A 20,324-nucleotide genomic window follows, 5' to 3' on the forward strand; every position below is an offset into this window, starting at 1 on the left:
ACATCACCTGACCGATCGATAAGGAGTCCCAATGCTCACCACGCTGGAACAACTCGAATCCCTCTACGGCCTGCCCCACGAACGGGCCGTGCGCAAGGAAATCCCGTTTCTCAACGAGGATTACCAGGCCATGGTCCGCGCCTCACCCTTGGTGGTGGTGAGTTCGTCAGGCCCGGACGGTATCGACGGTTCGCCCCGTGGCGATGTGCCGGGGTTTGTGCGAATCATCGACGAGCGCACGCTGGCGATTCCGGATCGGCCAGGGAATAACCGTCTCGACACCCTGCGCAATCTGGTGGTGGACCCGCGTATAGCGTTGCTGTTCATCATCCCGGGCATTGGCGAGACGTTGCGGGTCAATGGACGGGCGCAGATTTCCATCGAGCCCGAGCTGCTGGAGAGCTTTGCGGTGAATGGCAAAGCGGCCCGTTCGGTGATTCTGGTGCAGGTAGAGGCCGCGTATTTCCATTGCTCCAAAGCCTTTGTGCGCTCCGATTGCTGGAACCCGGAAAAGCATCTGGATCGCTCGGCACTACCCTCCGCCGGGGCCTTTCACAAGCGCTTGAATGATGGGGCGTTCGACGCCGAAGCCTATGACCGCGAGATGCCGGAGCGGGTCAAGGCCACGTTGTATTGAGAGGCGGTGGCAGGAGCGAATATCCGCGCTCCTGCCAATGGTGCGGTCAGGCGGCTTCGGCGTTGATCGGGATCCAGATTTCCACGGAGCCCGTGCCTTTACCCACATCGAAGTCGGCGCTGTAGCGCTCAAAGTCGGCCCCGACCACCTTGTACCCGGAGGCCGGCAGCCATTCGAACATGATGCGTTCATAGGTCTGCGCCAGCGCCTGCACCGGGCCAAAATGCGGAAACACGGCATAGCGATGGGCCGGGATTTCAATCGACTGGAAGTTGCTCGGTACATCGCCCTTGGCCGGCACTTCAACGCCGGCCAGGTAGTCGAATTCATCGTGTTTGGCGTTGTAGCACACGCCGTAGGTCACGCCGCCGACGCGCTTTTTGATATCTTTGAAGCAGCTGTCGAACAACTCCCACAACTTGGGAATATCGCCAATCGTGGCCTTCGAATAACGCCCCTGCACACCTGCGATCACCAGGGCCTTGCCCTCTTCCATGCGCGGCTGTAACGGCAGTTTTGTCTGTTGATCCATCTGAACAGTCTCCTTCTTATGAGGGAACAAACCCGCGTCGAGTATAGGGGCATATCCCCGTCGCACTCCAAGCAGAAATTTTTCCCACAGCATCTGGACAATTGGCCATCATCGACCGTATTGTCTGCCCCGCAGGCCACCGCAGTGGCCGACGTCGCTCGGACGGTTCCGGGCGCTTACGTATTTCGAGGCAACAATGGCCGAACCCCGTTCGCCGCGCCGCTTTGCGCGCATAGATCGACTCCCCCCTTACGTGTTCAATATCACTGCCGAGCTGAAGATGGCTGCGCGTCGGCGCGGCGAAGACATCATCGACTTGAGCATGGGTAACCCTGACGGCGCCACGCCTCCGCACATCGTGGAAAAAATGGTCACCGTCGCCCAGCGTGAAGACACCCACGGCTACTCCACTTCCAAAGGCATTCCGCGGCTGCGCCGGGCGATTTCGCGCTGGTACAAAGACCGCTATGAAGTGGACATCGACCCGGAAACCGAAGCCATCGTGACCATCGGTTCCAAGGAAGGCCTGGCGCATTTGATGCTGGCCACCCTGGACCAGGGCGACACGGTGCTGGTGCCGAACCCCAGCTACCCGATTCATATCTACGGTGCCGTGATTGCCGGCGCCCAGGTGCGTTCGGTGCCGCTGATTCCAGGCGTGGATTTCTTCGCAGAACTGGAACGCGCCATTCGCGGCTCGATTCCCAAGCCGAAGATGATGATCCTCGGCTTCCCGTCCAACCCCACCGCGCAGTGCGTGGAGCTGGACTTCTTCGAACGGGTGATCGCCCTGGCCAAACAGTACGACGTGCTGGTGGTGCATGACCTGGCCTACGCCGACATCGTCTACGACGGCTGGAAAGCTCCGTCGATCATGCAAGTGCCGGGCGCCAAGGACATCGCGGTGGAGTTTTTCACCCTGTCCAAGAGCTACAACATGGCCGGCTGGCGCATTGGTTTCATGGTGGGCAACCCGGAACTGGTCAACGCCCTGGCGCGGATCAAGAGTTACCACGACTACGGCACCTTCACCCCGCTGCAAGTGGCGGCGATTGCGGCGCTGGAAGGCGATCAACAGTGTGTGAAAGACATTGCCGAGCAGTACCGCCAGCGTCGTAACGTGCTGGTGAAAGGCCTGCATGAGCTGGGCTGGATGGTCGAGAACCCGAAGGCGTCGATGTACGTCTGGGCGAAGATTCCCGAGGCGTACGCCGCGATGGGGTCGCTGGAGTTTGCCAAGAAGCTGCTGCTTGAGGCGAAGGTGTGTGTGTCGCCGGGGATTGGTTTTGGTGAGTATGGCGACGATCACGTGCGCTTTGCGCTGATCGAAAACCAGGACCGGATTCGCCAGGCGGTGCGGGGCATCCGGGCGATGTTCCGGGCGGATGGGCTGGTCAAGAAAGCTGACGCCTGACCCGATCCAACGGCAGGAATGATCGTTCCCACGCTCTGCGTGGGAATGCCGCCTTGGACGCTCTGCGTCCGCTTGTGACGCGGAGCGTCACAGGATGCGTTCCCACGCGGAGCGTGGGAACGATCACTTACCGCCTAGACCACCAGCGACAGCAACATGATAAAGCCCAACGCCACCACCGACAGGATGGTCTCCATCGCCGTCCAGGTCTTGAACGTCTCGGCCACGGTCATATTGAAGTACTGCTTCACCAGCCAGAACCCCGCATCGTTGACGTGAGACAACACCAGCGAGCCCGCCCCTGTCGCCAACACCAGCAACTCGCGGTTCACCCCCGGAATCATCCCCACCACCGGCACCACAATGCCCGCACCGGTAATGGTCGCCACCGTCGCAGAACCGGTAGCCACACGAATCACCGCCGCCACCAGCCAGGCCAGCAGGATCGGGTTGATCTGCGCAGTCACCGCCATGTGGCCGATCACATCACCCACGCCGCTGGTCACCAGCATCTGCTTGAAGCCACCACCGGCGCCGATGATCAGGATGATCGCTGCAGTCGGCGCCAGGCTGGCGTCGAGCAGTTTGAGGATTTGCGGGGAACCGATGCCCTGGCGACGGCCAAAGGTGTACAGCGACAGCAGCAAAGCCAGCAGCAACGCGGTGATCGGGTGACCGATCATGTCCATCCAGTTGCGGATCACGTGGCCGTCCGGCAGGGCGACGTCGGCGAAGGTTTTCAGCAGCATCAGAAACACCGGCAGCAGCACGGTGATCAGGGTGATGCTGAAGCTCGGCAGGGTCTTGGATTCCGGTTGCTCACTGGCCAGTTGGTCCACCAGCTCCTGGGACGGATTGCCCGGGATGTACTTGGCGATAAACGAACCGTAGAGCGGGCCGGCGATGATGGCTGTAGGCAGCGCGACAATCAGGCCGTAGAGAATGGTCTTGCCGATGTCGGCACCAAACACGCCAATTGCCAGCAACGGGCCTGGGTGCGGTGGCACCAGGCCGTGCACCGCCGACAGGCCGGCCAGCAGCGGAATGCCGATCTTGATCAGCGACACGCCCGTACGACGCGCAACGATAAACACCAGCGGGATCAGCAATACAAAACCGATCTCGAAGAACAACGGAATGCCCACCAGGAACGCGGCGAACATCATTGCCCACTGCACCTTCTCCTTGCCGAAGGCCCGCACCAGCGTTTGCGCGATCTGATCGGCACCGCCGGAATCGGCCATCATCTTGCCGAGCATCGTACCCAGCGCGAGGATAATCCCGACAAAGCCGAGCACCCCGCCGAAGCCGTCCTGGAAGGCCTTGATGATCTTGTCCACGGGCATGCCCGAGGTCAGGCCGAGAAAGCCTGCGGCGATGATCAGCGCAATGAACGGGTGGACTTTGAACCGGGTGATCAATACGATCAGGCCGATGATGGTCACCACTGCATCGAGTAGCAGATAGGTATCGTGGGACAAGCCAAACATGGGGGTCTCTCCTGTTTGTTGTTGTTATTAAAGCCGGTAAAAAATTCAGTGCAGGCGGACAGCGCTATCTTGTCCGGCAAAAAATTATTTGTTTGGTTCAAAGCCGTGTTTCAGCCACCAGGCGTTGGTTTGCTCGGCCAGGTCTTCAACGCTGTCTTCACTGGCATTCAGCGCCAGGGTCAACGGCTCGCCCACCGGGGATTCCAGGGTGGCGAACTGGCTGTCTATGAGGCTGGCCGGCATGAAATGGCCGGGGCGATGGGACACACGGTCAGCGGCGACTTCGCGGGTCAGCTCCAGAAACACGAACCCCAGGCCCGGCGCGGCTTCGCGCAGGTGGTCGCGGTATTTCTTTTTCAGGGCCGAACAGGTGAGCACGGGATGCTCGCCAGCTTTGAGGGAGCGGCGCAGTTCATCGCACAGGATGTCGAGCCAGCCGGCGCGGTCTTCGTCGTTAAGGGGATGGCCGGCGCTCATCTTCTCGATGTTCGCGGCGGGGTGAAAGCTGTCGCCTTCAATGGCTGTGGCGCCGTTCAGCAGGCACAGGGCCTCGCTGACGCTGGACTTGCCACAGCCGGAAACACCCATGATCACGAGGGCAGTAACAGGTTGACTCATGAAACACCTCAAGACGCAGATAGCGCTACCTTTGCACGCTGTAAGGCTAGTGCAAAAACAGGCTTTTCCCGCGCCGTCTTGTCATTTTTATGGAGTGACGCGTGCATCTGCTCCAAAGGTTTGAACGGGAACAGGCATCCCGGCGTTCAAGGATTTGCAGGGTCTTGGAGACAGCGCTACCTTAGTGCCTCGATTTTTGTTTGGCAAGCCGCCTGATGACTCCCAAGAACGATAAAAATACCCGCACCACGGGCCGCCCTACCCTGAATGAAGTGGCCCGCCTGGCTGGCGTCAGCCCGATTACCGCCTCCCGGGCCTTGCGCGGCATCAGCACCGTGGCCACCGAACTGGTGGAAAAAGTGCAAAAAGCCGCTGCCGAACTGAGCTACGTGGTCAACCCGGCCGCCCGTGCACTGGCATCTGCCCAGAGCCAGTCGGTGGTGGTGTTGGTGCCGTCGCTGTCCAACCTGCTGTTTATCGAAACCCTCGAAGCCATCCACCAGGTGCTGCGGCCCAAGGGCTTTGAAGTGCTGATCGGCAACACCCACTATTCCCGCGACGAAGAAGAAGACCTGCTGCGCAACTACATGGCCTACCAGCCACGGGGTTTGCTGCTGACCGGGTTTGACCGTACGGAAAGCGCCCGGCGCATGGTGGAATCGAGCAATGTGCCGTGTGTGTACATGATGGACCTGGACCCGGGCGCAGGCCTTAACTGCGTAGGATTCTCGCAGTTGAACGCCGGGGAAACGGCAGCAGCGCATCTGATCTCACGGGGTCGCAAGCGCCTGGCCTACATCGGCGCGCAACTGGACCAGCGCACGTTATTGCGCGGTGAGGGTTTTCGGCGCGCTCTGCAACAGGCGGGCTTGTATGACCCGGCGCTGGAAGTGCTGACGCCACGCCCATCGTCGGTGGGCCTGGGTGGCGAGTTGTTCTTGCAGTTGCTGGCCAGCCATCCGGATGTGGACGCAATCTTCTTTGGCAACGACGACCTGGCTCAAGGTGCGCTGCTGGAAGCGTTGCGCCATGGCATCAAGGTACCGGAGCAGATCTCGGTGCTGGGCTTCAACGACCTGCCGTCTTCCTCGTTCATGGTGCCGCGTTTAAGCAGCATCAGCACGCCGCGCGAAGCCATTGGCCGGCGGGCGGCAGAGCATTTGTTGACGGTGATGGCCGGCAACAAGATCGCCCGACCGGTGGTGGACATGGGGTTTGAGTTGAAGGTGCGCGAGAGTACCTAGACCGGTCCTGTAAGGAGAGACTCACAGGGGGCCACCGGTAAAACGTTCTACGCTAGCCCCTGCGAGCATGAAAATCCACTGTAACTTCTGACAGTATACAAACCTGTGAGGGGCTCCTCTAATCAAGCAACTATCCAGCAAGAAGAGATAGCAAACTGCACGTCAGATGGAGCACCTCGACCATGAAACATGAAAGAAATAACGTAGCGCCCGCAAGGGGAATATTTAATGTTAGCCAATCCGTAGATGGACCTTTCGAGGCTACCAGCATCGAGTTTTCTTATGGCGAGGGCGATCTGTGGTTTTCGGGCCGGTATGTTGATGGATTAGGAAGAGTTCAGCTTATTACGCTTCTCCTGCCTGCCAAGGAAGGTTCATTTTCGGGCAAATTCAACGCTGACGGCGCCGCCTACTACATGCACGAACCCGATAATAAGCCGGTCTTCTGGGATTCAGAGTCAGGCGTATACCACGTCACAATTATTACAATACCTGGACATATAACCGGAACTTTCGAATTTACTGGCGTAGCTAGGAAGTTTGCCGGCGACTTCAATTTTTTTACCAAAGGCATTCATGAGTAACGTACAAACCAAACCGGTTTGAGTTGACACTGCGCGAACGCATACAGGCGGTAGCTGTAGGAAGTGGCTGGTGTTGATGGCAGCGCCTTGCTCCGTTACCTACAGGTACGTCAGAATCCGCCGGCTTGTGCGCCTGGGTAGGGCTCTCTAAGGTTGCCCGGTCGCTGAATTTCTCAGTGATCGGGTTTAGTAGCCCGAACTGGTTCACTCTTAGTGCATGAGCTTCATCTGTCAGACGATTTCGTCTGTGCTTGATGGCGGCTGTGCGTAGGGCACCCTCGGGTGCGCCGGCTATGAGTGTCCACCGGTCTACTAACCTGCGCGCAGCTGCCTCCTTTTTGTTTAGTAGCGATATGGGGGTGGCCTAATACAGGGCACTTACTATGTTCAAAGCAACTCCAAATCCTCCCGCCTTATTCACCGTCAGCCCCAACGCCAGCAGCGAAAGCCTGATCGCCAACAGCTACGAGACGTTTTCCTCGGTCAGCACATTATTGCTCGACCTGTCTGATGAACTCACCGGCAAAGACCGCGACACGGCATTGGCGATTCACCAGTTGAGTGAGTTGGGCGTACTGCTGATGGGCAAACTGATGGACCAGGAATCACCATTGATCTAACAGACCGCACGCGATCAAACTGTGGGAGCGGGCTTGCTCGCGAATGCGGTGTGTCAGCCGAGCTTTCCATCACTGATACACCGCATTCGCGAGCAAGCCCGCTCCCACATTTTTGATCCTGCCCACTTAACAACCTCGCCGTGCCTTCTGGCCCCTGCTAAATTGCCCCCTGCCTTCTCACCTCGTCAGGAAAGCACCATGGGCCATTCGCTGAAAATCCTCGGTCGCACTTCTTCCATCAACGTGCGAAAAGTCCTGTGGACCTGCCAGGAACTGGATATCCCCTACGACCGCGAAGACTGGGGCATCGGCTTCACCTCCACCCAGTCCGCCGACTTCCTGGCCCTGAACCCCAACGCTCAAGTCCCAGTGATCATCGACGACAACGGCGTGCTGTGGGAGTCCAACACCATCTGCCGCTACCTCGTGGGCCTGCACCAGCGCCACGACCTGCTGCCCGTCGAGCCGGCAGCCCGTGCCAGGGTCGAGCAATGGATGGACTGGCAAGCCACCGAACTCAACCCGTCGTGGGGCTATGCCTTCCACGCCCTGGTGCGCAAGAACCCGGACTACCAGGACCCGCAACGCATCAAAGCCGGGGTAAAAAACTGGAACGACAAGATGGGCCTACTGGAACAGCAACTGATCAAAACCGGTGCCTACGTCGCCGGTAACGACTTCACACTGGCCGACATCCTCATCGGCCTGTCGGTGCACCGCTGGTGGATGACGCCCATGGAGCGTCCGTCCTACCCAGCCGTCAGCGCTTACTACGAAACCCTCAGCCAACGCCCCGGCTTCAACACCTTCGCCCTCGACGGCCACAACTAAAAACAAGGACTACACAGTGAACGGACTCAACGTACTACTCACCGGCGCCTGCGGCCGCATCGGCAAGACGTTTTTCGAAGCCTCTAAAGACCGATACCGCTTCACCCTCACCGACCGCATCGAGCCGGATTTCGCCCTCGGCGAACACCGTTTCATCCACGCCGACCTGAGCGACAAAACCGCCCTCGCCGCCCTGCTCGACGGCACTGACGTGATCGTGCACCTGTCGGGCATCCCCCACGCCAGCGCGACCTTCGACGAGTTGTTGCCCAACAACATCCTGGCCACCACCTACCTGTTCGAAGCCGCCGTGGCCGCCGGTGTAAAACGCCTGGTATTCGCCAGCAGCGCCCAGACCATCGAAGGCTATCCGGTCGACCGGCAAATCACCCCCGGCATGCAGGTGATGCCCGCCAACCTGTACGGCGTGAGCAAATGCTATGGCGAGGCCCTGTGCGGTTTTTACGCCGCCAAAACCCCGCTCTCCACCATCGCTCTGCGTATTGGTGCGTTCGAATTCCCGGAAGCCCCCGACCTGAACAACGCCCGCGATCTCAGCGCCTGGCTCAGCCCGCGAGACGCCGTGCAATTGCTGCAACGCTCGGTGGAAACTGAAGGTGTGAAACACCTGATCGCCCACGGCATTTCCAACAACCGCTTCAAACGCCTGGATATCAGTGAAACCACGCGAGTGCTGGGTTATCAGCCCATGGACGATGCGTTTCGAGAGTTTGAAATACCCATGACGTTCTTTCGCTGACCTCACTGCGTCAGTCATTAACCAGAGGAGCGTCATGGAAAAGCCTTCAAAATAACCGTTGAGGGCTTAAGAAAACACTGTGACTTCTGACAGTAGATTCACTGTTTGAAATGGGCTGTAGTGATTACCTACCTTAACGGGAGGTAGAAAACGCTAACGCTTATTTGAACAGGGAATCCCTAGTCATGAACGCCGATCACGTTAAAGAAAAACATTCAACGGGCAACATCACTGCCACCGTATCGCCCCAAGGGCCGTTCATCGCCCATGAAGTCGTCATGGTGACCGATGAAAAAGAACTCTATATCTCCGGCACTCACCACATTTCAGAAGACGAGAAACTGGTGTTCCAATTCCGCTTCGCAGCGACGAATGGCGAGCAATCAGGTGAGTTTAATCCTTCGGGAGAGTATCCCGCCGCCAGTTATGCCCACGTAACCAGGGGGCACATCAGACTGTACAGTGCAGAACGCGGCACATTCTCCACGACGCTGATAAAACAAACCCAGCACTTCACGGGGAACTTCCATTTCTTTAGTGCCGCTCCAGATGAAGAGGCATTCGAAGGAACGTTCAACATACAGAAATTCGACCTCTAATGGCGTCACTCCCAGCCTTTATCCAGCGTTATTTACGAGATGGCCACGACCGCTACAGTGCTGCCGTGGCCTACTTGTTTCGAACACTTATAGGTGATTTCACAAGCACGGGCTTCTATTAGCACGCTAAGATTCCAGCCTAAATGACCCTGGAATCCGCTCATGCCTTCACCCGCAGCTACAGACGGTATCGACCCGATCCGCGCCGCGCACATCAGCGCGCGCATTGATCGCCTGCCCGCCGTCGCCACCGTCTGGCGCCTGGTGGCGCTGCTGTCGATTGGCGGTTTTTTCGAACTGTACGACCTGTTCCAGACCGCCTATATCAGCCCAGGGCTGATCAGCGACGGGATTTTCCACACCGGCAGCCAGGGCGTATTCGGCTTCTCCGACCAGGCGGCCTTTGCCTCGGCGACCTTCCTTGGCCTGTTCCTCGGCGCCAGCCTGCTGAGCCCGATTGCCGACCGTTACGGGCGCCGGGCGATCTTCACCTTTGCGTTGATCTGGTACACCGTCGCCACGGTGCTGATGGGCATCCAGACCTCCGCCCTGGGCATCATCTGCATGCGTTTCCTGGTGGGCATCGGCCTGGGCATCGAACTGGTGACCATCGACGCCTACCTCTCGGAACTGGTGCCCAAGCGCATGCGCAGTTCGGCGTTCGCCTTTGCGTTTTTCATCCAGTTCCTGTCGGTGCCGGCGGTGGCCTTGATGTCGTGGTGGCTGGTGCCCCAGGCGCCGTTCGGGATGTCCGGCTGGCGCTGGGTGGTGCTGAGCAGTGCAGTGTTTGCGCTGTTTATCTGGCAACTGCGCAAGCGCCTGCCGGAGTCACCACGCTGGCTCGCGCAAAAAGGCCGCTTCGACGAAGCCGGGCAAATCATGGACAGCCTCGAAGCGCGCTGCCAGAAAGACCACGGCAAGCCACTGGACGAACCGGAACCGGAAGCCGTCAGCGTGCAGGGCCAAGGGCGCTTTGCGGATATCTGGCAACCGCCGTACCGGCGCCGGGCGTTGATGCTGATTGTGTTTCATGTGTTCCAGGCCATCGGCTTTTTTGGCTTCGGCAACTGGCTGCCGGCGCTGCTCTCGGGCCAGGGCGTGAGCGTCACTCACAGCCTGGGTTATGCCTTCATCATCACCCTCGCCTACCCGCTGGGGCCGCTGCTGTTTGTGAAGGTCGCGAACCGGTTTGAGAACAAATGGCAGATTGTCGGCTCGGCCCTGGGGGCGGTGATCTTCGGCAGTTTGTTCGCGCTGCAAACCACCGCCGTGGGGCTGGTGATCTGCGGGGTGATGATCACCTTCTGCAACGCCTGGCTGAGCTTCAGTTATCACTCTTACCAGAGCGAACTGTTCCCCACCAATATCCGCGCCCGGGCGGTGGGGTTCTGCTATTCGTTCAGCCGGTTGTCGACGGTGTTCAGCAGCCTGTTGATCGGTGTGATCCTCGAACACCTCGGCACGCCCGGCGTGTTGGCGTTTATCGCCAGCAGCATGTTGATCGTGATGATCACCATCAGTTGGTTCGGCCCGCGCACCCGCAACCTGGCGCTGGAGAACATTGCCCACTAGCGGCAAACACTGGCCGTCGGCACGCCAAGGCTTGCCGACGGTGGCGGCCCAAAGCCCCGTAAACACGGGGTCACACCACTGGGCACGCTAATTGCTCCACCTGTGGCACCGCCCACATCCACAGGTGTCCTGATCATGCTGATCAACAACAATCCCCAGGCTCAGTCGACGATCCAACGCATCAAGCGCGCAGACATGGACCCGGCCAACGCTGCCGCCAGCGCGCTGTACAGCGGTGCTGCGCAAAACGCGCAGGGTGCCGGTGCCGCCGGCGTGTCCACCACCCAGGCCGCCGCCGACGCCAAGGCTGACAACATCGATGCGGCCTTTGCCAAGACCCGCGTGCAGTTGCAGGCCACCACCGCGACCACGTCGAGCACCGATGTGCCCAAGACCGACTCCACCACGTCGGCCCGCAGTGACTTCACCGACTACATGAAGAAAAGCCCGGCCGAGCGCATCCGCGAGCAACTGCTCAAGGAACAGGGTTTGACCGAAGAAGATGTGAAGAACCTGCCGCAGGAAAAGCAGGACGCCATTTCCAAGGAAGTCGCCGCACGCCTGAAGGACCAACAGGCGCAGCAGGTAGCGGCGAAAACCGCTGACCCGCAGGCGCAGACGGTGAAAGAAACCCTGGCTGCGATCTAAGCGCTGACAATACAAACCCTGTGGTCAGGGAGCTTGCTGTGGCAAGGGAGCTGTTGTGGCGAGGGAGCTTGCTCCCGCTGGGCTGCGAAGCGGCCCCAAAATCCTGGGAGCGCTGCGCACTCCAGCGGGAGCAAGCTCCCTCGCCACAGGTTATCCCTCAGCCATACGGTGTGTTACTGCAGTTGCAGTGTCGAATTGAACTGACTGATCGCATCCACCACATGCCGTGACCCTTCCTGAATCTCCAGGATCACGTGCCCCGCCTCGTTCGCCAACTCCACCCCAAGCCCCGTGCGGCTCAAGCTCGACTGCATGCTCGACACCGCGCTGATCGACAGGTCGTGGTTCTTGCGCACCACATCCACAATCTCGATTGTCGCCTGGCTGGTACGTGCTGCAAGGCTGCGCACTTCATCCGCCACCACCGCAAACCCCCGCCCATGTTCACCCGCTCGGGCTGCTTCAATCGCGGCATTGAGCGCCAGCAGGTTGGTCTGGTCGGCGATGCCGCGGATGGTCTGGACGATGCTGCCGATGATGTCCGACTGCTTGCTCACCGCATCGATACTCACGGCGGCTTCGTTTAGGTCGCGAGAGATTTCTTCGATGATCTGCACGGTCTGCTGCACCACTTCCGACCCCTTGCGGGCGCAGGCATCGTTCTGCACCGAGGTGGCGTGGGCCGAGTCGGCGGCGGTGCGCAACGTGGTGACCTGGTCGGTGATGTCACTGGCGAACTTCACCACTTTGTACAGGCGCCCGCTGGCATCGAAGATCGGGTTGTAGGAGGCTTCCAGGAACAGCGTCTGGCCGAATTTGTCTTTGCGTTCAAACCGGTGGGAGTGATATTCGCCGCGATTGAGCGAGGCCCAGAAGGCTTTATAGGCCGGCGAATCAGTCTCACCGCGATGGCAGAACATACTGTGGTGCTGGCCCACGATTTCACCGAGGGAATACTTCACCGTCTTCAGGAAGTTGTCGTTGGCATTCAGAATCTGGCCTTGTGGGGTGAATTCGATCACAGCCATGGAGCGGCCGATGGCGTCGATCAGGCTCTGGTTTTCATGCTCGTGGTGGATTCGCGCCGAGATATCCGAGGCGACCTTGATCACGCTCTGTACCTGGTTATCGGCACCGAGCACCGGCATGTAACTGGCCTCCAGCCACACTTCCTGGCCATGTTTATTCAACCGCATGAACGTGCCGCTGAGAGGTTCCCCCCGCGCCAGGTCGTACCAGAGCTTGGCGTAGGCATCGGTGTGGGTGTAGGCCTCTTCGCAGAAAATCCGGTGATGCTGGCCGCGAATTTCTTCGGCGCTGTAGCCCATGGTCTTGCAGAAGTTTTCATTGGCATCCAGCACGATGCCGTTGCGGTCAAACTCGATCATTGCCATGGAACGGCTGACGGCGGCCAATTTGGCTTTGGCTTCGGTAAGGGCACAGGCGAAACGTTCGATTTCCAGCAGGTCGGATTTGTGTTGGCGGTTGAACATGGTGGATCACCCTTTATTTTCCCGACGCCCACGGGGGCGCATTCCATTCACGGTTTGAATCTTGATCGCAGACCTTTATCGGGGAACCTATCCAAAACGCTTTATATGCCGAGCGTCATCAACGGTTCTGGGTGAGCATAGACAGGCGTTGGCGCTATGCAAGGCCGCTAGTCAGCCAGCATTTGCAACAAGGCATTAACGGCTGCGGAAGGCGGTTGGTGGCGTGAGGTCACCAAGGCAAACTCGCGATGCACCGGCTCCTCCAGTGGCATGATGCGCAAGCCTTGGCGCTGCGCGGGCAGGGTCATCTCGGGTACCAGGGTGACGCCGACACCTTCGCGCACCAGGCTGAAGGCGCTGTTCCATTCCCGCACTTCCACCCGTACCTCGCGCAATGTCAGACCGGCTTCCTGCGCCAGGCTGCGGGCATTGACGGTGCAGCCGCCGGTGGCAAGCACAAAGGGTTGCGCCACCAATTCTTCCAGCGTCACCGTTGCCTGCGCCGGACGCCGGGAAAACACGTGTGCCATCGGCAACACGGCCACCCAGTTGTCGCGCCCCAGCACCGCAGCATTGCGCTCGGATGGCGGGTTGAGCACCACGCCCAGGTCGATCAGATTCGCGTCAAGCAAGGTGTTCACTTCATCGTCGGTCACCTCCAGGGCCGTGACGTCGATGCCCGGGTAAAGCTGGTTGAACCGCCGCAACAGCGGCGGCAGGAACACCGCCAGCACCATGGGGAAACTCGCGATGCGAATCGTCCCACGCAGCATGGGCCGCGCTTCGTCCACCGTGGTACGAATCGCCTGCAAGGCCCCCAGCATCACCCGCGCCTGCTCGATCACTTGCACGCCCAAGGCGGTGGGCACAGTCTGGCGCGCCTCTCGCACAAACAGTTGCGCACCGAGGTTGGCCTCCATGGCTGCCATGGCCTGGCTGGCGGCGGATTGAGTCATGCCCACCCGCTCGGAGGCCGCGGTGATACTGCCGTTGTCCGCCACGGCCACCAGCAGGCGCCAGTGCATCAGGTTCATCATGGCAGTAGCTGTCCTTATGGCAGGGTTCTGAAAGATTAATTTTACGCAAGGTGCCATGCCCACGAGACTGAAGGCAACTGTCCTGCGGAGTTGCCCCGATGAAGCTGTATTTTTCCCCGAATGCCTGTTCCCTCGCGTCCCATATCGTGCTGCGGGAACTGGCCCTGCCGTTTGAATTGATTCGCGTCGATAACCAGAAAAAGCTCACCGCTGACGGTGATGATTTCCTGCAGATCAACCCCAAGGGCTACGTGGCGGCGCTGCAACTGGACAACGGCGAGGTGCTGACCGAAGGCGCCGCGATCCTGCAATACCTGGCCGACCGGGTACCTGCGGCAGGCCTGGCGCCGGCCAATGGCAGTTGGGAGCGGGTGCGTTTGCAGGAGTGGCTGAACTTTGTCTCCAGCGAGATTCATGGCGGGCTGGGGGTGTTGTTCAAGGATGCGATTCCGGATGAAGTGAAGGCGTTGTTCAAGGCCACGCTGTTCAAGCGGTTTGCGATTCTGGTGCAGACCCTGGAGCGTCAGGACTACCTGCTGGGCGCGCAATACTCGGTGGCGGATGCGTACCTGTTTGTGGTGCTGCGCTGGGCGGGGTTGTTTGATATCGACTTGCAACAGTGGCCGGCGTTGGCGAAGTTCCAGCAACGGGTGGGCGAGCGGCCGGCAGTGATTGCTGCGTTGGCCGCTGAAAATTCATGACCTGACATGCGATCAACATGTGGGAGCGGGCTTGCTGTGGCGAGGGAGCTTGCTCCCGCTGGAGTGCGCAGCGCTCCCGCTTTTTTGGGGCCGCTACGCAGCCCAGCGGGAGCAAGCTCCCTCGCCACAGCAAGCCCCCCACAGTAACTCCCTCACCACAGGGATGACGTTACGGGGTGTTGAACACCACTTGCTGCACATCGACCTTTTTCGGGATCAGGCCATTGGCAAAAAACGCGTCGGCCGTGCCTTGTTGGGTGGCGATGTCCGTCGCGTTCAGTGGCCGGCTTGGCGTCGGCGAGCGATGCTTGAAGTAGCTTTCTACTACCGCCGGCTGCAAGCCCAGTGTCTTGGCCATCAGCGCGACGCTTTCGTCATGCTGGTCCAAAGACAACCGCTGCGCCTGGGCAAACACCTTGAGAATCGCGGCAATCGCCTGGGGATACTGCTTGGCAAACGGGCCGCTGGCGATGAAGAAACTGCCCGCTGGGTTCAGCCCTTGGCCATCCCCCAGCACCTTCGCCGAACCGTCCACCACCGCCGCCGAGTAGTACGGGTCCCACACGACCCAGGCGTCGACCTTGCCTTGTTCAAACGCGGCACGGCCGTCGGAGGGCGACAGGTACACCACGTTCACGTCCTTCCACTGCAAGCCCGCACGCAGCAGGCTTTTGAGGAACAGGTTGTGGGCGCTGGAGCCCTTGAGCAGCGCCACGCGCTTGCCCTTGAGTTCGGCGACACTTTGCACGGTGCTGTCCTTGGGCAGCAGGATGGCTTCGGTGCGGCCGTCATTGGGTTCGACGCCGATATAGCGGATGTCGATCCCGGCGGCCTGGGCGAAGATCGGCGGGATGTCGCCGATATTGCCGATGTCGATACTGCCGCCGTTCAAGGCCTCGATCAGCGGCGGGCCGCCGAGGAATTCGATCCACTCGACCTTGGTGCCCGGCAACCCTTGCTCAAACAGATGATGCTCACGCGCGAGCACCATGCTCACCGAGCTTTTCTGGTAGCCGACGCGCAGGGTGGCCGGGCCTGCCGCCAGCAGAGGCCCGGCGCACAGCGCCAACAGGGTGGCTGCGATGAGTTTGCGCATCAGAGACTCTCCTTGACCTTGGCTGCGACGTCGGCCGGTACCCATTGCTGCCAGACCTGCGGTTGTTCTTTCAGGAACGCTTCGGCCACTTGGCGCGGCGCGGTGCGTTTCTCGGCCATTTGCGCGAGGATGCCGTTGAGCAGGTCAATCGGCAGGTCGACCTTTTCAAAGAACGTCACCAGTTGCGGGTACTGCGCCTTGAACGGCGCCGACACGCCAATCGCCAGGTGCGCCGGCATCGAGCGGGTGCCGATGGGGTGCGGGTTGTTGGCGTCGGCCAGGGTCTTCCAGGCTTCGGCGTTGAACGGTGGCTCTTCCAGTTTGATCAGCTTGAAGCGCCCCAACAGTGGCGTCGGTGACCAGTAGTAGAACAGCACCGGCTTGCCGCGTCGGATCGACGAAGCGACCTCGGCATCCAGCGCCGCGCCAGAGCCGGTGCGGAAGTTGACGAAGGTGTCGGTCAGGCCGTAAGCCTTGAGTTTCTGGCTGTTGACGATCTCCGAGGTCCAGCCGGTGGGGCTGTTGAGGAAGCGCCCGCGGGTGGGGTCTTCAGGGTCGCGGAACACGTCTTTGTAGCGGGCCAGGTCGGCCACGGATTTAAGCTCCGGGGCCAGGGGTTTGATGCCGCGTTCGGCGTCGCCCTTGATCACGTATTCCGGCACCCACCAGCCTTCGGTGGCGCCTTTGACGGTGTCGCCCAGGCCGAACACTTTACCTTCGCTTTCGGCCTTGACCCACGCCGGACTGCGCCCGGCCCACTCTTCGCCGATCACCTGGATATCGTCCTTGGCCAGGGCAGCTTCCAGGCTCACGGTGCTGCCGGGCAAGGTGTCGGTGGGCAGGCCGTAGCCTTTCTCGACGATCAGGCGCAGCACTTCGGTGATGAGACTGCCGCTTTCCCAGGTGATATCACCGAAGTGGATCGGTTTGGCAGGTTCGGCGGCTGTGGCGGACTGTGCCAGGACGGTCAGCGCCAGTAGCGAGCCACCGAGCAGGTTTTTGAGTGTTCTCATGAGTAGCCTCTTGGAGATGATCGTTCCCACGCTCCGCGTGGGAATGCCTCTTGTGACGCTCCGCGTCACGCTTTGGGGCGCAGAGCGCCCCAGGCTGCATTCCCACGCGGAGCGTGGGAACGATCGGTAGGGGGTTTAAAAGTCATCACTGAGCCGCGTGCAGTAAAGGCGCCGTCGGCGGCAGGTGCCTGTATTGCTGGCCCGGCGTCTGGCGCAAACGGCTCATGTAGTTGCTGACCGAACGCGGGGAAATGCCCAGTTCAGCTGCGATTTGCGGGTAGGTCAGGCCGTTGAGTTGCGACAGCAGAAAGGTCGCCTTGACCTTGGCCGGCAAGCCGTCGAGCACCTGGTCGATGGCCTGCAGGGCTTCGAGCATTTGCGCGAGGTCTTCCGGGGATGGCGCGGGTGACGCTTCGTCCTGATCGAGGGCGTCGAGGTAAACGCGCTCCAAGTCTCGACGGCGCCACAGCTGGTACATCAGACGTTGAGCGATGGTGGTGAGCAAGGCGCGAGGCTGGCGAATCGGCGCCACGCCAGGGGAGCTGAGAAGCTGGACGAAGGTGTCGGCGGCGATGTCTTCGGCGTGGGCACGAGAATCGAGGTGGCGGTGCAAACGGCTGCACAGCCAGTCGTAATGAGTGCGGAATAATCCGCCCACGTAGTCGCGGTGAGAAGTGTCGGCGCCGGACATAGTGGCTCCATCTAAGTAGGTTGCGCGTTATGTCCGGTGTTCCGGTGGAGCGATCCTAGCAAGGCTGGTTATTCTTTAATAATATTAAAAATGTATTTTTATATAACCTATCGCTCACACGCTCTGCGTGGGAATGCCGCCTTGGACGCTCTGCGTCTGCTTTGAAATCGTGACGCAGAGCGTCACAGGATGCGTTCCCACGCAGAGCGTGGGAACGATCATTGGAGCCGTGGATAACCCAGGGCTTCGGCCTGCTGCCGGTAATCCAGCAGCACCTGGTAATCGGCTTCGCTGGCGGGCAGCACTTCGTGTACGCCGAGGGTTTGCACCACGTCGGGCACGTCCTGCAAGGCCAGGTTCATGGCTTCCCGCAGGTGTTCACTTGAGCCCAACGCGGTGATGTACGGCAATGTCGGGCTGGGCGCACTGCGGGTGACGATCCGCAGGCCGGCCACTTCCTGCGGCGCAAAGTGCGCGAGGTAGTCGAAGGTCACGCTGTCGATGGCGGCCAGATCAGCACGGTCTTCCCGCAGCCAGCGCAGGCTTTCACGATGGGCGCCGCTGATGCCGACTTCGGCAAAGAACCGACCGCCCTGCTGCAACGGCGCCAGGCGTTCGCGCAGCAGGTTCATGCCGCTGTTGGAGTCATGGCCGTTGATCACGCCGCGGCGGTTGTGGAAGTCGGCCAAGGTGCTGCGTGGGTTGTCGTCGCGGGTCAGCAGCAGGCTGCAATGCTGGCCGCCGCTGCTGTGGGGCAGTTCGTAGCGCGGGCGGCCGATCACCTGGACTTGCCCGCGCAGCTCGGTCATCAGCGGGTAGCCGCAGGTTTGCGTCAGCAGCAGTTCGGGGGCACGCCACAGGCCGCGCAGGTCAAGATGCTCGGCCTTGAGGCGGGTCACGCCCAGGCGTTCCAGGATGCGCGAAAGCCAACGCTCATTGGCCTGTTGCACCTCTTGCGGCGCCACGTACATCAGCAGTTCGGCGTAGCGGTCACTCATGGTGGTCTCTCAAGCAAAGGGGTGCCGTGGGCTGTCGATAGCCTTGAGCCCGTGACGGCCGATCAACTGGCCGTAACCCTGCACCAGAAACCCGCCGCTGCGCGCCACCCATTGCTCGCGGCGCGCGCGGTAGACGGTGGGCAGCAAGTACCACGGCAGCTTCGGCAAGTCGTGATGTACCAGGTGCAGGTTGTTATTGAGGAACAGCCAGGTCCACGGCCAAGCGGCTTCATTGAGCACCGTGCGCTGTTCCGGTTGCGGGTGCGGACGGTGTTCATAGTAGGAACGGATCGCCGCCACCGACAAGGCCGGCACGCTGACCAGCGCCACGTAGTGCCACACCGGCAGCACGCTGTAGTGGGCGATGAAGGCCAGCATCAGCGCGGTCACGGCACCATGGCTCAGCCACATCAGCCAGGCCTGACGCTGGCCCTGGCGCAGGCGCCTGAATTCGTTGCGTGCCAGCTTCCACAGCGCCAGCGGCGAGCCCAGCAGGAAGCGCCCGAGGACAGTCTTGGTCAGCCAATGCAGGGTGCGCTCAAAGGGTGAACTCGCTGACCACTGCAATTGATTCAGGTAGCGGCTTTCCGGGTCGACACCGGGCACCGTCAGGTCTTCGTCGTTGTGGTGCACCAGGTGGCAGTTGCGGTACAGGGTGTAGGGGTACCAGACGGCAAACGGCGCGTAGCCGAGGACTTTGTTCAGGGCATTGAAACGGGTGGGATGGCCGTGCAGGAGTTCGTGTTGCAGGGACATCCACAGCGCCACGAGCGGAATCAACAGTGCAGTACTCAGCCACCGGCCAAGCCAGTGGCTGGCGAGGATCACGGCAAACCAGCCGCCGTACACGCCGATCAACAGCAGCCAGGTCGGCCACTCGGTACGGGCGGTAAACGTCTGGGCCAGGGCTTCGATTTCAAAGCTGTGGGTTTCATCAAGGTAGTTGGACATCGGCAGCTCAGGGCAGGCGTGGCCGACGAAAAAGTCGGCTTCATCCTGCTCTGTGCAATGAGGCGGGGAAATCTTGCAGATCGTTTGGTGCTTAGCTTAGAACGTTAGTGGCCGAACAGATTGCTGTCGGTTTTCTTGGCCTTTTTCTCGGCGCGTTTTTCATCGGCGGTCTTTGCCGGTTTCTTCTTGTCAGCTTTCTTGGAATTCAGACCTTTGGCCATGATGCGTGCTCCACTTACAGGGGATGTAACACTGGGTATAACACCGATTGCCCAACAGAAGGCGCTTTGCCCGACTTATAATCTTCGCCCCCTGAATTCGCGTGTTTGAAAACCATGCCCGAGTTGCACATCGACCGACTGGCAGAGCCGTTGTGGCCGCTGCTGAACAAGTTCTACCGCAGCCATAACTCACCGATGAAGGCCCTCAAGGGCGGCCAGTTATGGGTGGCCAAAGGCAGCGAGATTGTCGCAGGGCTGTGCCTGACGCCGGTGGTGGGCGGGCAATGGCTGACCGGGCTGTTTGTCGACCCGGCGATGCGTGGCCAAGGGCTGGCGGCGCAACTGATTCGCGCCTCGGTGGCCGGCGTTGAAGGCACGGTGTGGCTGCTGTGCCATCCGGACCTGGAAGGCTTTTACCAACGCCTGGGTTTTACCCAGGACACGCTGCTGCCGCAGTCTTTGTCGGAGCGCCTGGTGCGCTACAAACGCAACAAGCCCATGATCGCCATGGGCTTAGAACCGTTGATGAGGTCGACCTTCGATAAAGTGTGATCAGCCGTTGTGGGCCCCATGC

At 60.4% G+C, this 20,324-nt stretch carries 22 protein-coding genes and 1 pseudogene; 12 read left to right on the forward strand and 11 right to left on the reverse strand.

Translation table 11 applies throughout. From position 1 onward, the window contains the following. Positions 1–31: 31 nt before the first annotated feature. Positions 32–637 carry a pyridoxamine 5'-phosphate oxidase family protein gene (locus NVB75_RS12330; RefSeq protein ID WP_063027754.1) on the forward strand — a complete coding sequence of 202 codons (606 nt, stop codon included), beginning with the start codon at positions 32–34 and terminating at the stop codon, positions 635–637. A gap of 46 nt (positions 638–683) precedes the next feature. On the opposite strand, the gene NVB75_RS12335 is transcribed toward NVB75_RS12330, so the two are convergent. Beyond that, a complete protein-coding gene (locus NVB75_RS12335; RefSeq protein ID WP_258347319.1) occupies positions 684–1,169 on the reverse strand; it encodes a GyrI-like domain-containing protein in 486 nt (161 codons plus the stop codon). Between the two features lie 196 nt (positions 1,170–1,365). Here NVB75_RS12335 and alaC point away from each other — a divergent pair, with 196 nt between their 5' ends. After that, a complete protein-coding gene (gene alaC, locus NVB75_RS12340) occupies positions 1,366–2,583 on the forward strand; it encodes an alanine transaminase (RefSeq protein ID WP_003213096.1) in 1,218 nt (405 codons plus the stop codon). A gap of 134 nt (positions 2,584–2,717) precedes the next feature. Here the strand turns inward: alaC and NVB75_RS12345 are convergent, their stop codons facing one another. Both NVB75_RS12345 and NVB75_RS12350 read right to left on the reverse strand, forming a co-directional pair. After that, entirely contained in the window at positions 2,718–4,073 is a 1,356-nt protein-coding gene (locus NVB75_RS12345; RefSeq protein WP_258347320.1) for a GntP family permease, read from the reverse strand. An 84-nt stretch (positions 4,074–4,157) separates the two neighbouring features. Then, complete coding sequence (locus tag NVB75_RS12350; protein WP_258347321.1) at positions 4,158–4,691, reverse strand: gluconokinase; 534 nt, start codon at positions 4,689–4,691, stop codon at positions 4,158–4,160. A gap of 212 nt (positions 4,692–4,903) precedes the next feature. Between NVB75_RS12350 and NVB75_RS12355 the strand changes: the two genes are divergently transcribed. The 8 genes from NVB75_RS12355 (at position 4,904) to NVB75_RS12390 (ending at position 11,549) form a co-directional block, all read left to right on the forward strand. Further along, complete coding sequence (locus NVB75_RS12355; protein ID WP_177025775.1) at positions 4,904–5,935, forward strand: LacI family DNA-binding transcriptional regulator; 1,032 nt, start codon at positions 4,904–4,906, stop codon at positions 5,933–5,935. A gap of 182 nt (positions 5,936–6,117) precedes the next feature. Continuing rightward, positions 6,118–6,519, forward strand: coding sequence for a hypothetical protein (locus tag NVB75_RS12360; protein WP_258347322.1), 402 nt, complete (start codon positions 6,118–6,120; stop codon positions 6,517–6,519). Between the two features lie 383 nt (positions 6,520–6,902). Then, a complete protein-coding gene (locus NVB75_RS12365; protein WP_258347323.1) occupies positions 6,903–7,139 on the forward strand; it encodes a DUF6124 family protein in 237 nt (78 codons plus the stop codon). 198 nt (positions 7,140–7,337) lie between these two features. Further along, positions 7,338–7,970 carry a glutathione S-transferase family protein gene (locus tag NVB75_RS12370; protein WP_258347324.1) on the forward strand — a complete coding sequence of 211 codons (633 nt, stop codon included), beginning with the start codon at positions 7,338–7,340 and terminating at the stop codon, positions 7,968–7,970. A gap of 16 nt (positions 7,971–7,986) precedes the next feature. Beyond that, positions 7,987–8,730, forward strand: coding sequence for an NAD(P)-dependent oxidoreductase (locus NVB75_RS12375; protein WP_258347325.1), 744 nt, complete (start codon positions 7,987–7,989; stop codon positions 8,728–8,730). Between the two features lie 185 nt (positions 8,731–8,915). Further along, entirely contained in the window at positions 8,916–9,329 is a 414-nt protein-coding gene (locus NVB75_RS12380) for a hypothetical protein (protein WP_258347326.1), read from the forward strand. A 162-nt stretch (positions 9,330–9,491) separates the two neighbouring features. After that, a complete protein-coding gene (locus NVB75_RS12385) occupies positions 9,492–10,901 on the forward strand; it encodes an MFS transporter (protein ID WP_258347328.1) in 1,410 nt (469 codons plus the stop codon). Positions 10,902–11,036: 135 nt separating this feature from the next. After that, positions 11,037–11,549, forward strand: a complete 513-nt coding sequence (locus NVB75_RS12390; protein WP_017475959.1) for a hypothetical protein — start codon at positions 11,037–11,039, stop codon at positions 11,547–11,549. A 173-nt stretch (positions 11,550–11,722) separates the two neighbouring features. Here the strand turns inward: NVB75_RS12390 and NVB75_RS33370 are convergent, their stop codons facing one another. The 3 genes and pseudogenes from NVB75_RS33370 to NVB75_RS12400 all read right to left on the reverse strand — a co-directional run bounded on the left by NVB75_RS33370 (position 11,723) and on the right by NVB75_RS12400 (position 14,079). Beyond that, a complete protein-coding gene (locus NVB75_RS33370; protein ID WP_375378942.1) occupies positions 11,723–12,295 on the reverse strand; it encodes a methyl-accepting chemotaxis protein in 573 nt (190 codons plus the stop codon). An 18-nt stretch (positions 12,296–12,313) separates the two neighbouring features. Continuing rightward, positions 12,314–13,042 (reverse strand): annotated as a pseudogene (locus NVB75_RS33375) (PAS domain-containing protein); the annotation flags it as partial. Between the two features lie 167 nt (positions 13,043–13,209). Further along, on the reverse strand, positions 13,210–14,079 hold the full coding sequence (locus tag NVB75_RS12400) for a LysR family transcriptional regulator (protein ID WP_258347332.1): 870 nt from the start codon (positions 14,077–14,079) through the stop codon (positions 13,210–13,212). A gap of 98 nt (positions 14,080–14,177) precedes the next feature. On the opposite strand from NVB75_RS12400, the gene gstA reads away from it, so the two are divergent. Further along, positions 14,178–14,780, forward strand: a complete 603-nt coding sequence (gstA, locus tag NVB75_RS12405; protein ID WP_258347333.1) for a glutathione transferase GstA — start codon at positions 14,178–14,180, stop codon at positions 14,778–14,780. Between the two features lie 169 nt (positions 14,781–14,949). On the opposite strand, the gene NVB75_RS12410 is transcribed toward gstA, so the two are convergent. The 5 genes from NVB75_RS12410 to NVB75_RS12430 all read right to left on the reverse strand — a co-directional run bounded on the left by NVB75_RS12410 (position 14,950) and on the right by NVB75_RS12430 (position 19,529). Continuing rightward, on the reverse strand, positions 14,950–15,876 hold the full coding sequence (locus NVB75_RS12410) for an aliphatic sulfonate ABC transporter substrate-binding protein (protein WP_258347334.1): 927 nt from the start codon (positions 15,874–15,876) through the stop codon (positions 14,950–14,952). Beyond that, the gene (locus tag NVB75_RS12415; RefSeq protein WP_177072048.1) at positions 15,876–16,889 is read right to left on the reverse strand and encodes an ABC transporter substrate-binding protein; all 1,014 of its coding nucleotides are present in this window, start codon (positions 16,887–16,889) and stop codon (positions 15,876–15,878) included. Before NVB75_RS12415 ends, NVB75_RS12410 begins: the two co-directional genes overlap by 1 nt. A gap of 145 nt (positions 16,890–17,034) precedes the next feature. After that, complete coding sequence (locus NVB75_RS12420; RefSeq protein WP_258347335.1) at positions 17,035–17,580, reverse strand: sigma-70 family RNA polymerase sigma factor; 546 nt, start codon at positions 17,578–17,580, stop codon at positions 17,035–17,037. A 218-nt stretch (positions 17,581–17,798) separates the two neighbouring features. After that, the gene (locus NVB75_RS12425) at positions 17,799–18,578 is read right to left on the reverse strand and encodes a phosphate/phosphite/phosphonate ABC transporter substrate-binding protein (RefSeq protein ID WP_258347336.1); all 780 of its coding nucleotides are present in this window, start codon (positions 18,576–18,578) and stop codon (positions 17,799–17,801) included. 9 nt (positions 18,579–18,587) lie between these two features. Continuing rightward, positions 18,588–19,529 carry a fatty acid desaturase gene (locus NVB75_RS12430; RefSeq protein ID WP_258347337.1) on the reverse strand — a complete coding sequence of 314 codons (942 nt, stop codon included), beginning with the start codon at positions 19,527–19,529 and terminating at the stop codon, positions 18,588–18,590. A gap of 335 nt (positions 19,530–19,864) precedes the next feature. Here NVB75_RS12430 and NVB75_RS12435 point away from each other — a divergent pair, with 335 nt between their 5' ends. Next, on the forward strand, positions 19,865–20,302 hold the full coding sequence (locus tag NVB75_RS12435; protein WP_258347338.1) for a GNAT family N-acetyltransferase: 438 nt from the start codon (positions 19,865–19,867) through the stop codon (positions 20,300–20,302). Positions 20,303–20,324 lie beyond the last annotated feature (22 nt).

The sequence above is a fragment of the Pseudomonas sp. CBS genome, from assembly GCF_024734645.1.
Taxonomy (GTDB): domain Bacteria; phylum Pseudomonadota; class Gammaproteobacteria; order Pseudomonadales; family Pseudomonadaceae; genus Aquipseudomonas.

Coding starts and splice junctions, on each gene's coding strand:
- NVB75_RS12330 (WP_063027754.1), top strand. CDS start 32: ATGCTCACCACGCTGGAACAACTCGAATCCCTCTACGGCCTGCCCCAC.
- NVB75_RS12335 (WP_258347319.1), bottom strand. CDS start 1,169: ATGGATCAACAGACAAAACTGCCGTTACAGCCGCGCATGGAAGAGGGC.
- alaC (WP_003213096.1), top strand. CDS start 1,366: ATGGCCGAACCCCGTTCGCCGCGCCGCTTTGCGCGCATAGATCGACTC.
- NVB75_RS12345 (WP_258347320.1), bottom strand. CDS start 4,073: ATGTTTGGCTTGTCCCACGATACCTATCTGCTACTCGATGCAGTGGTG.
- NVB75_RS12350 (WP_258347321.1), bottom strand. CDS start 4,691: ATGAGTCAACCTGTTACTGCCCTCGTGATCATGGGTGTTTCCGGCTGT.
- NVB75_RS12360 (WP_258347322.1), top strand. CDS start 6,118: ATGAAACATGAAAGAAATAACGTAGCGCCCGCAAGGGGAATATTTAAT.
- NVB75_RS12365 (WP_258347323.1), top strand. CDS start 6,903: ATGTTCAAAGCAACTCCAAATCCTCCCGCCTTATTCACCGTCAGCCCC.
- NVB75_RS12370 (WP_258347324.1), top strand. CDS start 7,338: ATGGGCCATTCGCTGAAAATCCTCGGTCGCACTTCTTCCATCAACGTG.
- NVB75_RS12380 (WP_258347326.1), top strand. CDS start 8,916: ATGAACGCCGATCACGTTAAAGAAAAACATTCAACGGGCAACATCACT.
- NVB75_RS12385 (WP_258347328.1), top strand. CDS start 9,492: ATGCCTTCACCCGCAGCTACAGACGGTATCGACCCGATCCGCGCCGCG.
- NVB75_RS12390 (WP_017475959.1), top strand. CDS start 11,037: ATGCTGATCAACAACAATCCCCAGGCTCAGTCGACGATCCAACGCATC.
- NVB75_RS12400 (WP_258347332.1), bottom strand. CDS start 14,079: ATGATGAACCTGATGCACTGGCGCCTGCTGGTGGCCGTGGCGGACAAC.
- gstA (WP_258347333.1), top strand. CDS start 14,178: ATGAAGCTGTATTTTTCCCCGAATGCCTGTTCCCTCGCGTCCCATATC.
- NVB75_RS12410 (WP_258347334.1), bottom strand. CDS start 15,876: ATGCGCAAACTCATCGCAGCCACCCTGTTGGCGCTGTGCGCCGGGCCT.
- NVB75_RS12415 (WP_177072048.1), bottom strand. CDS start 16,889: ATGAGAACACTCAAAAACCTGCTCGGTGGCTCGCTACTGGCGCTGACC.
- NVB75_RS12420 (WP_258347335.1), bottom strand. CDS start 17,580: ATGTCCGGCGCCGACACTTCTCACCGCGACTACGTGGGCGGATTATTC.
- NVB75_RS12425 (WP_258347336.1), bottom strand. CDS start 18,578: ATGAGTGACCGCTACGCCGAACTGCTGATGTACGTGGCGCCGCAAGAG.
- NVB75_RS12430 (WP_258347337.1), bottom strand. CDS start 19,529: ATGTCCAACTACCTTGATGAAACCCACAGCTTTGAAATCGAAGCCCTG.
- NVB75_RS12435 (WP_258347338.1), top strand. CDS start 19,865: ATGCCCGAGTTGCACATCGACCGACTGGCAGAGCCGTTGTGGCCGCTG.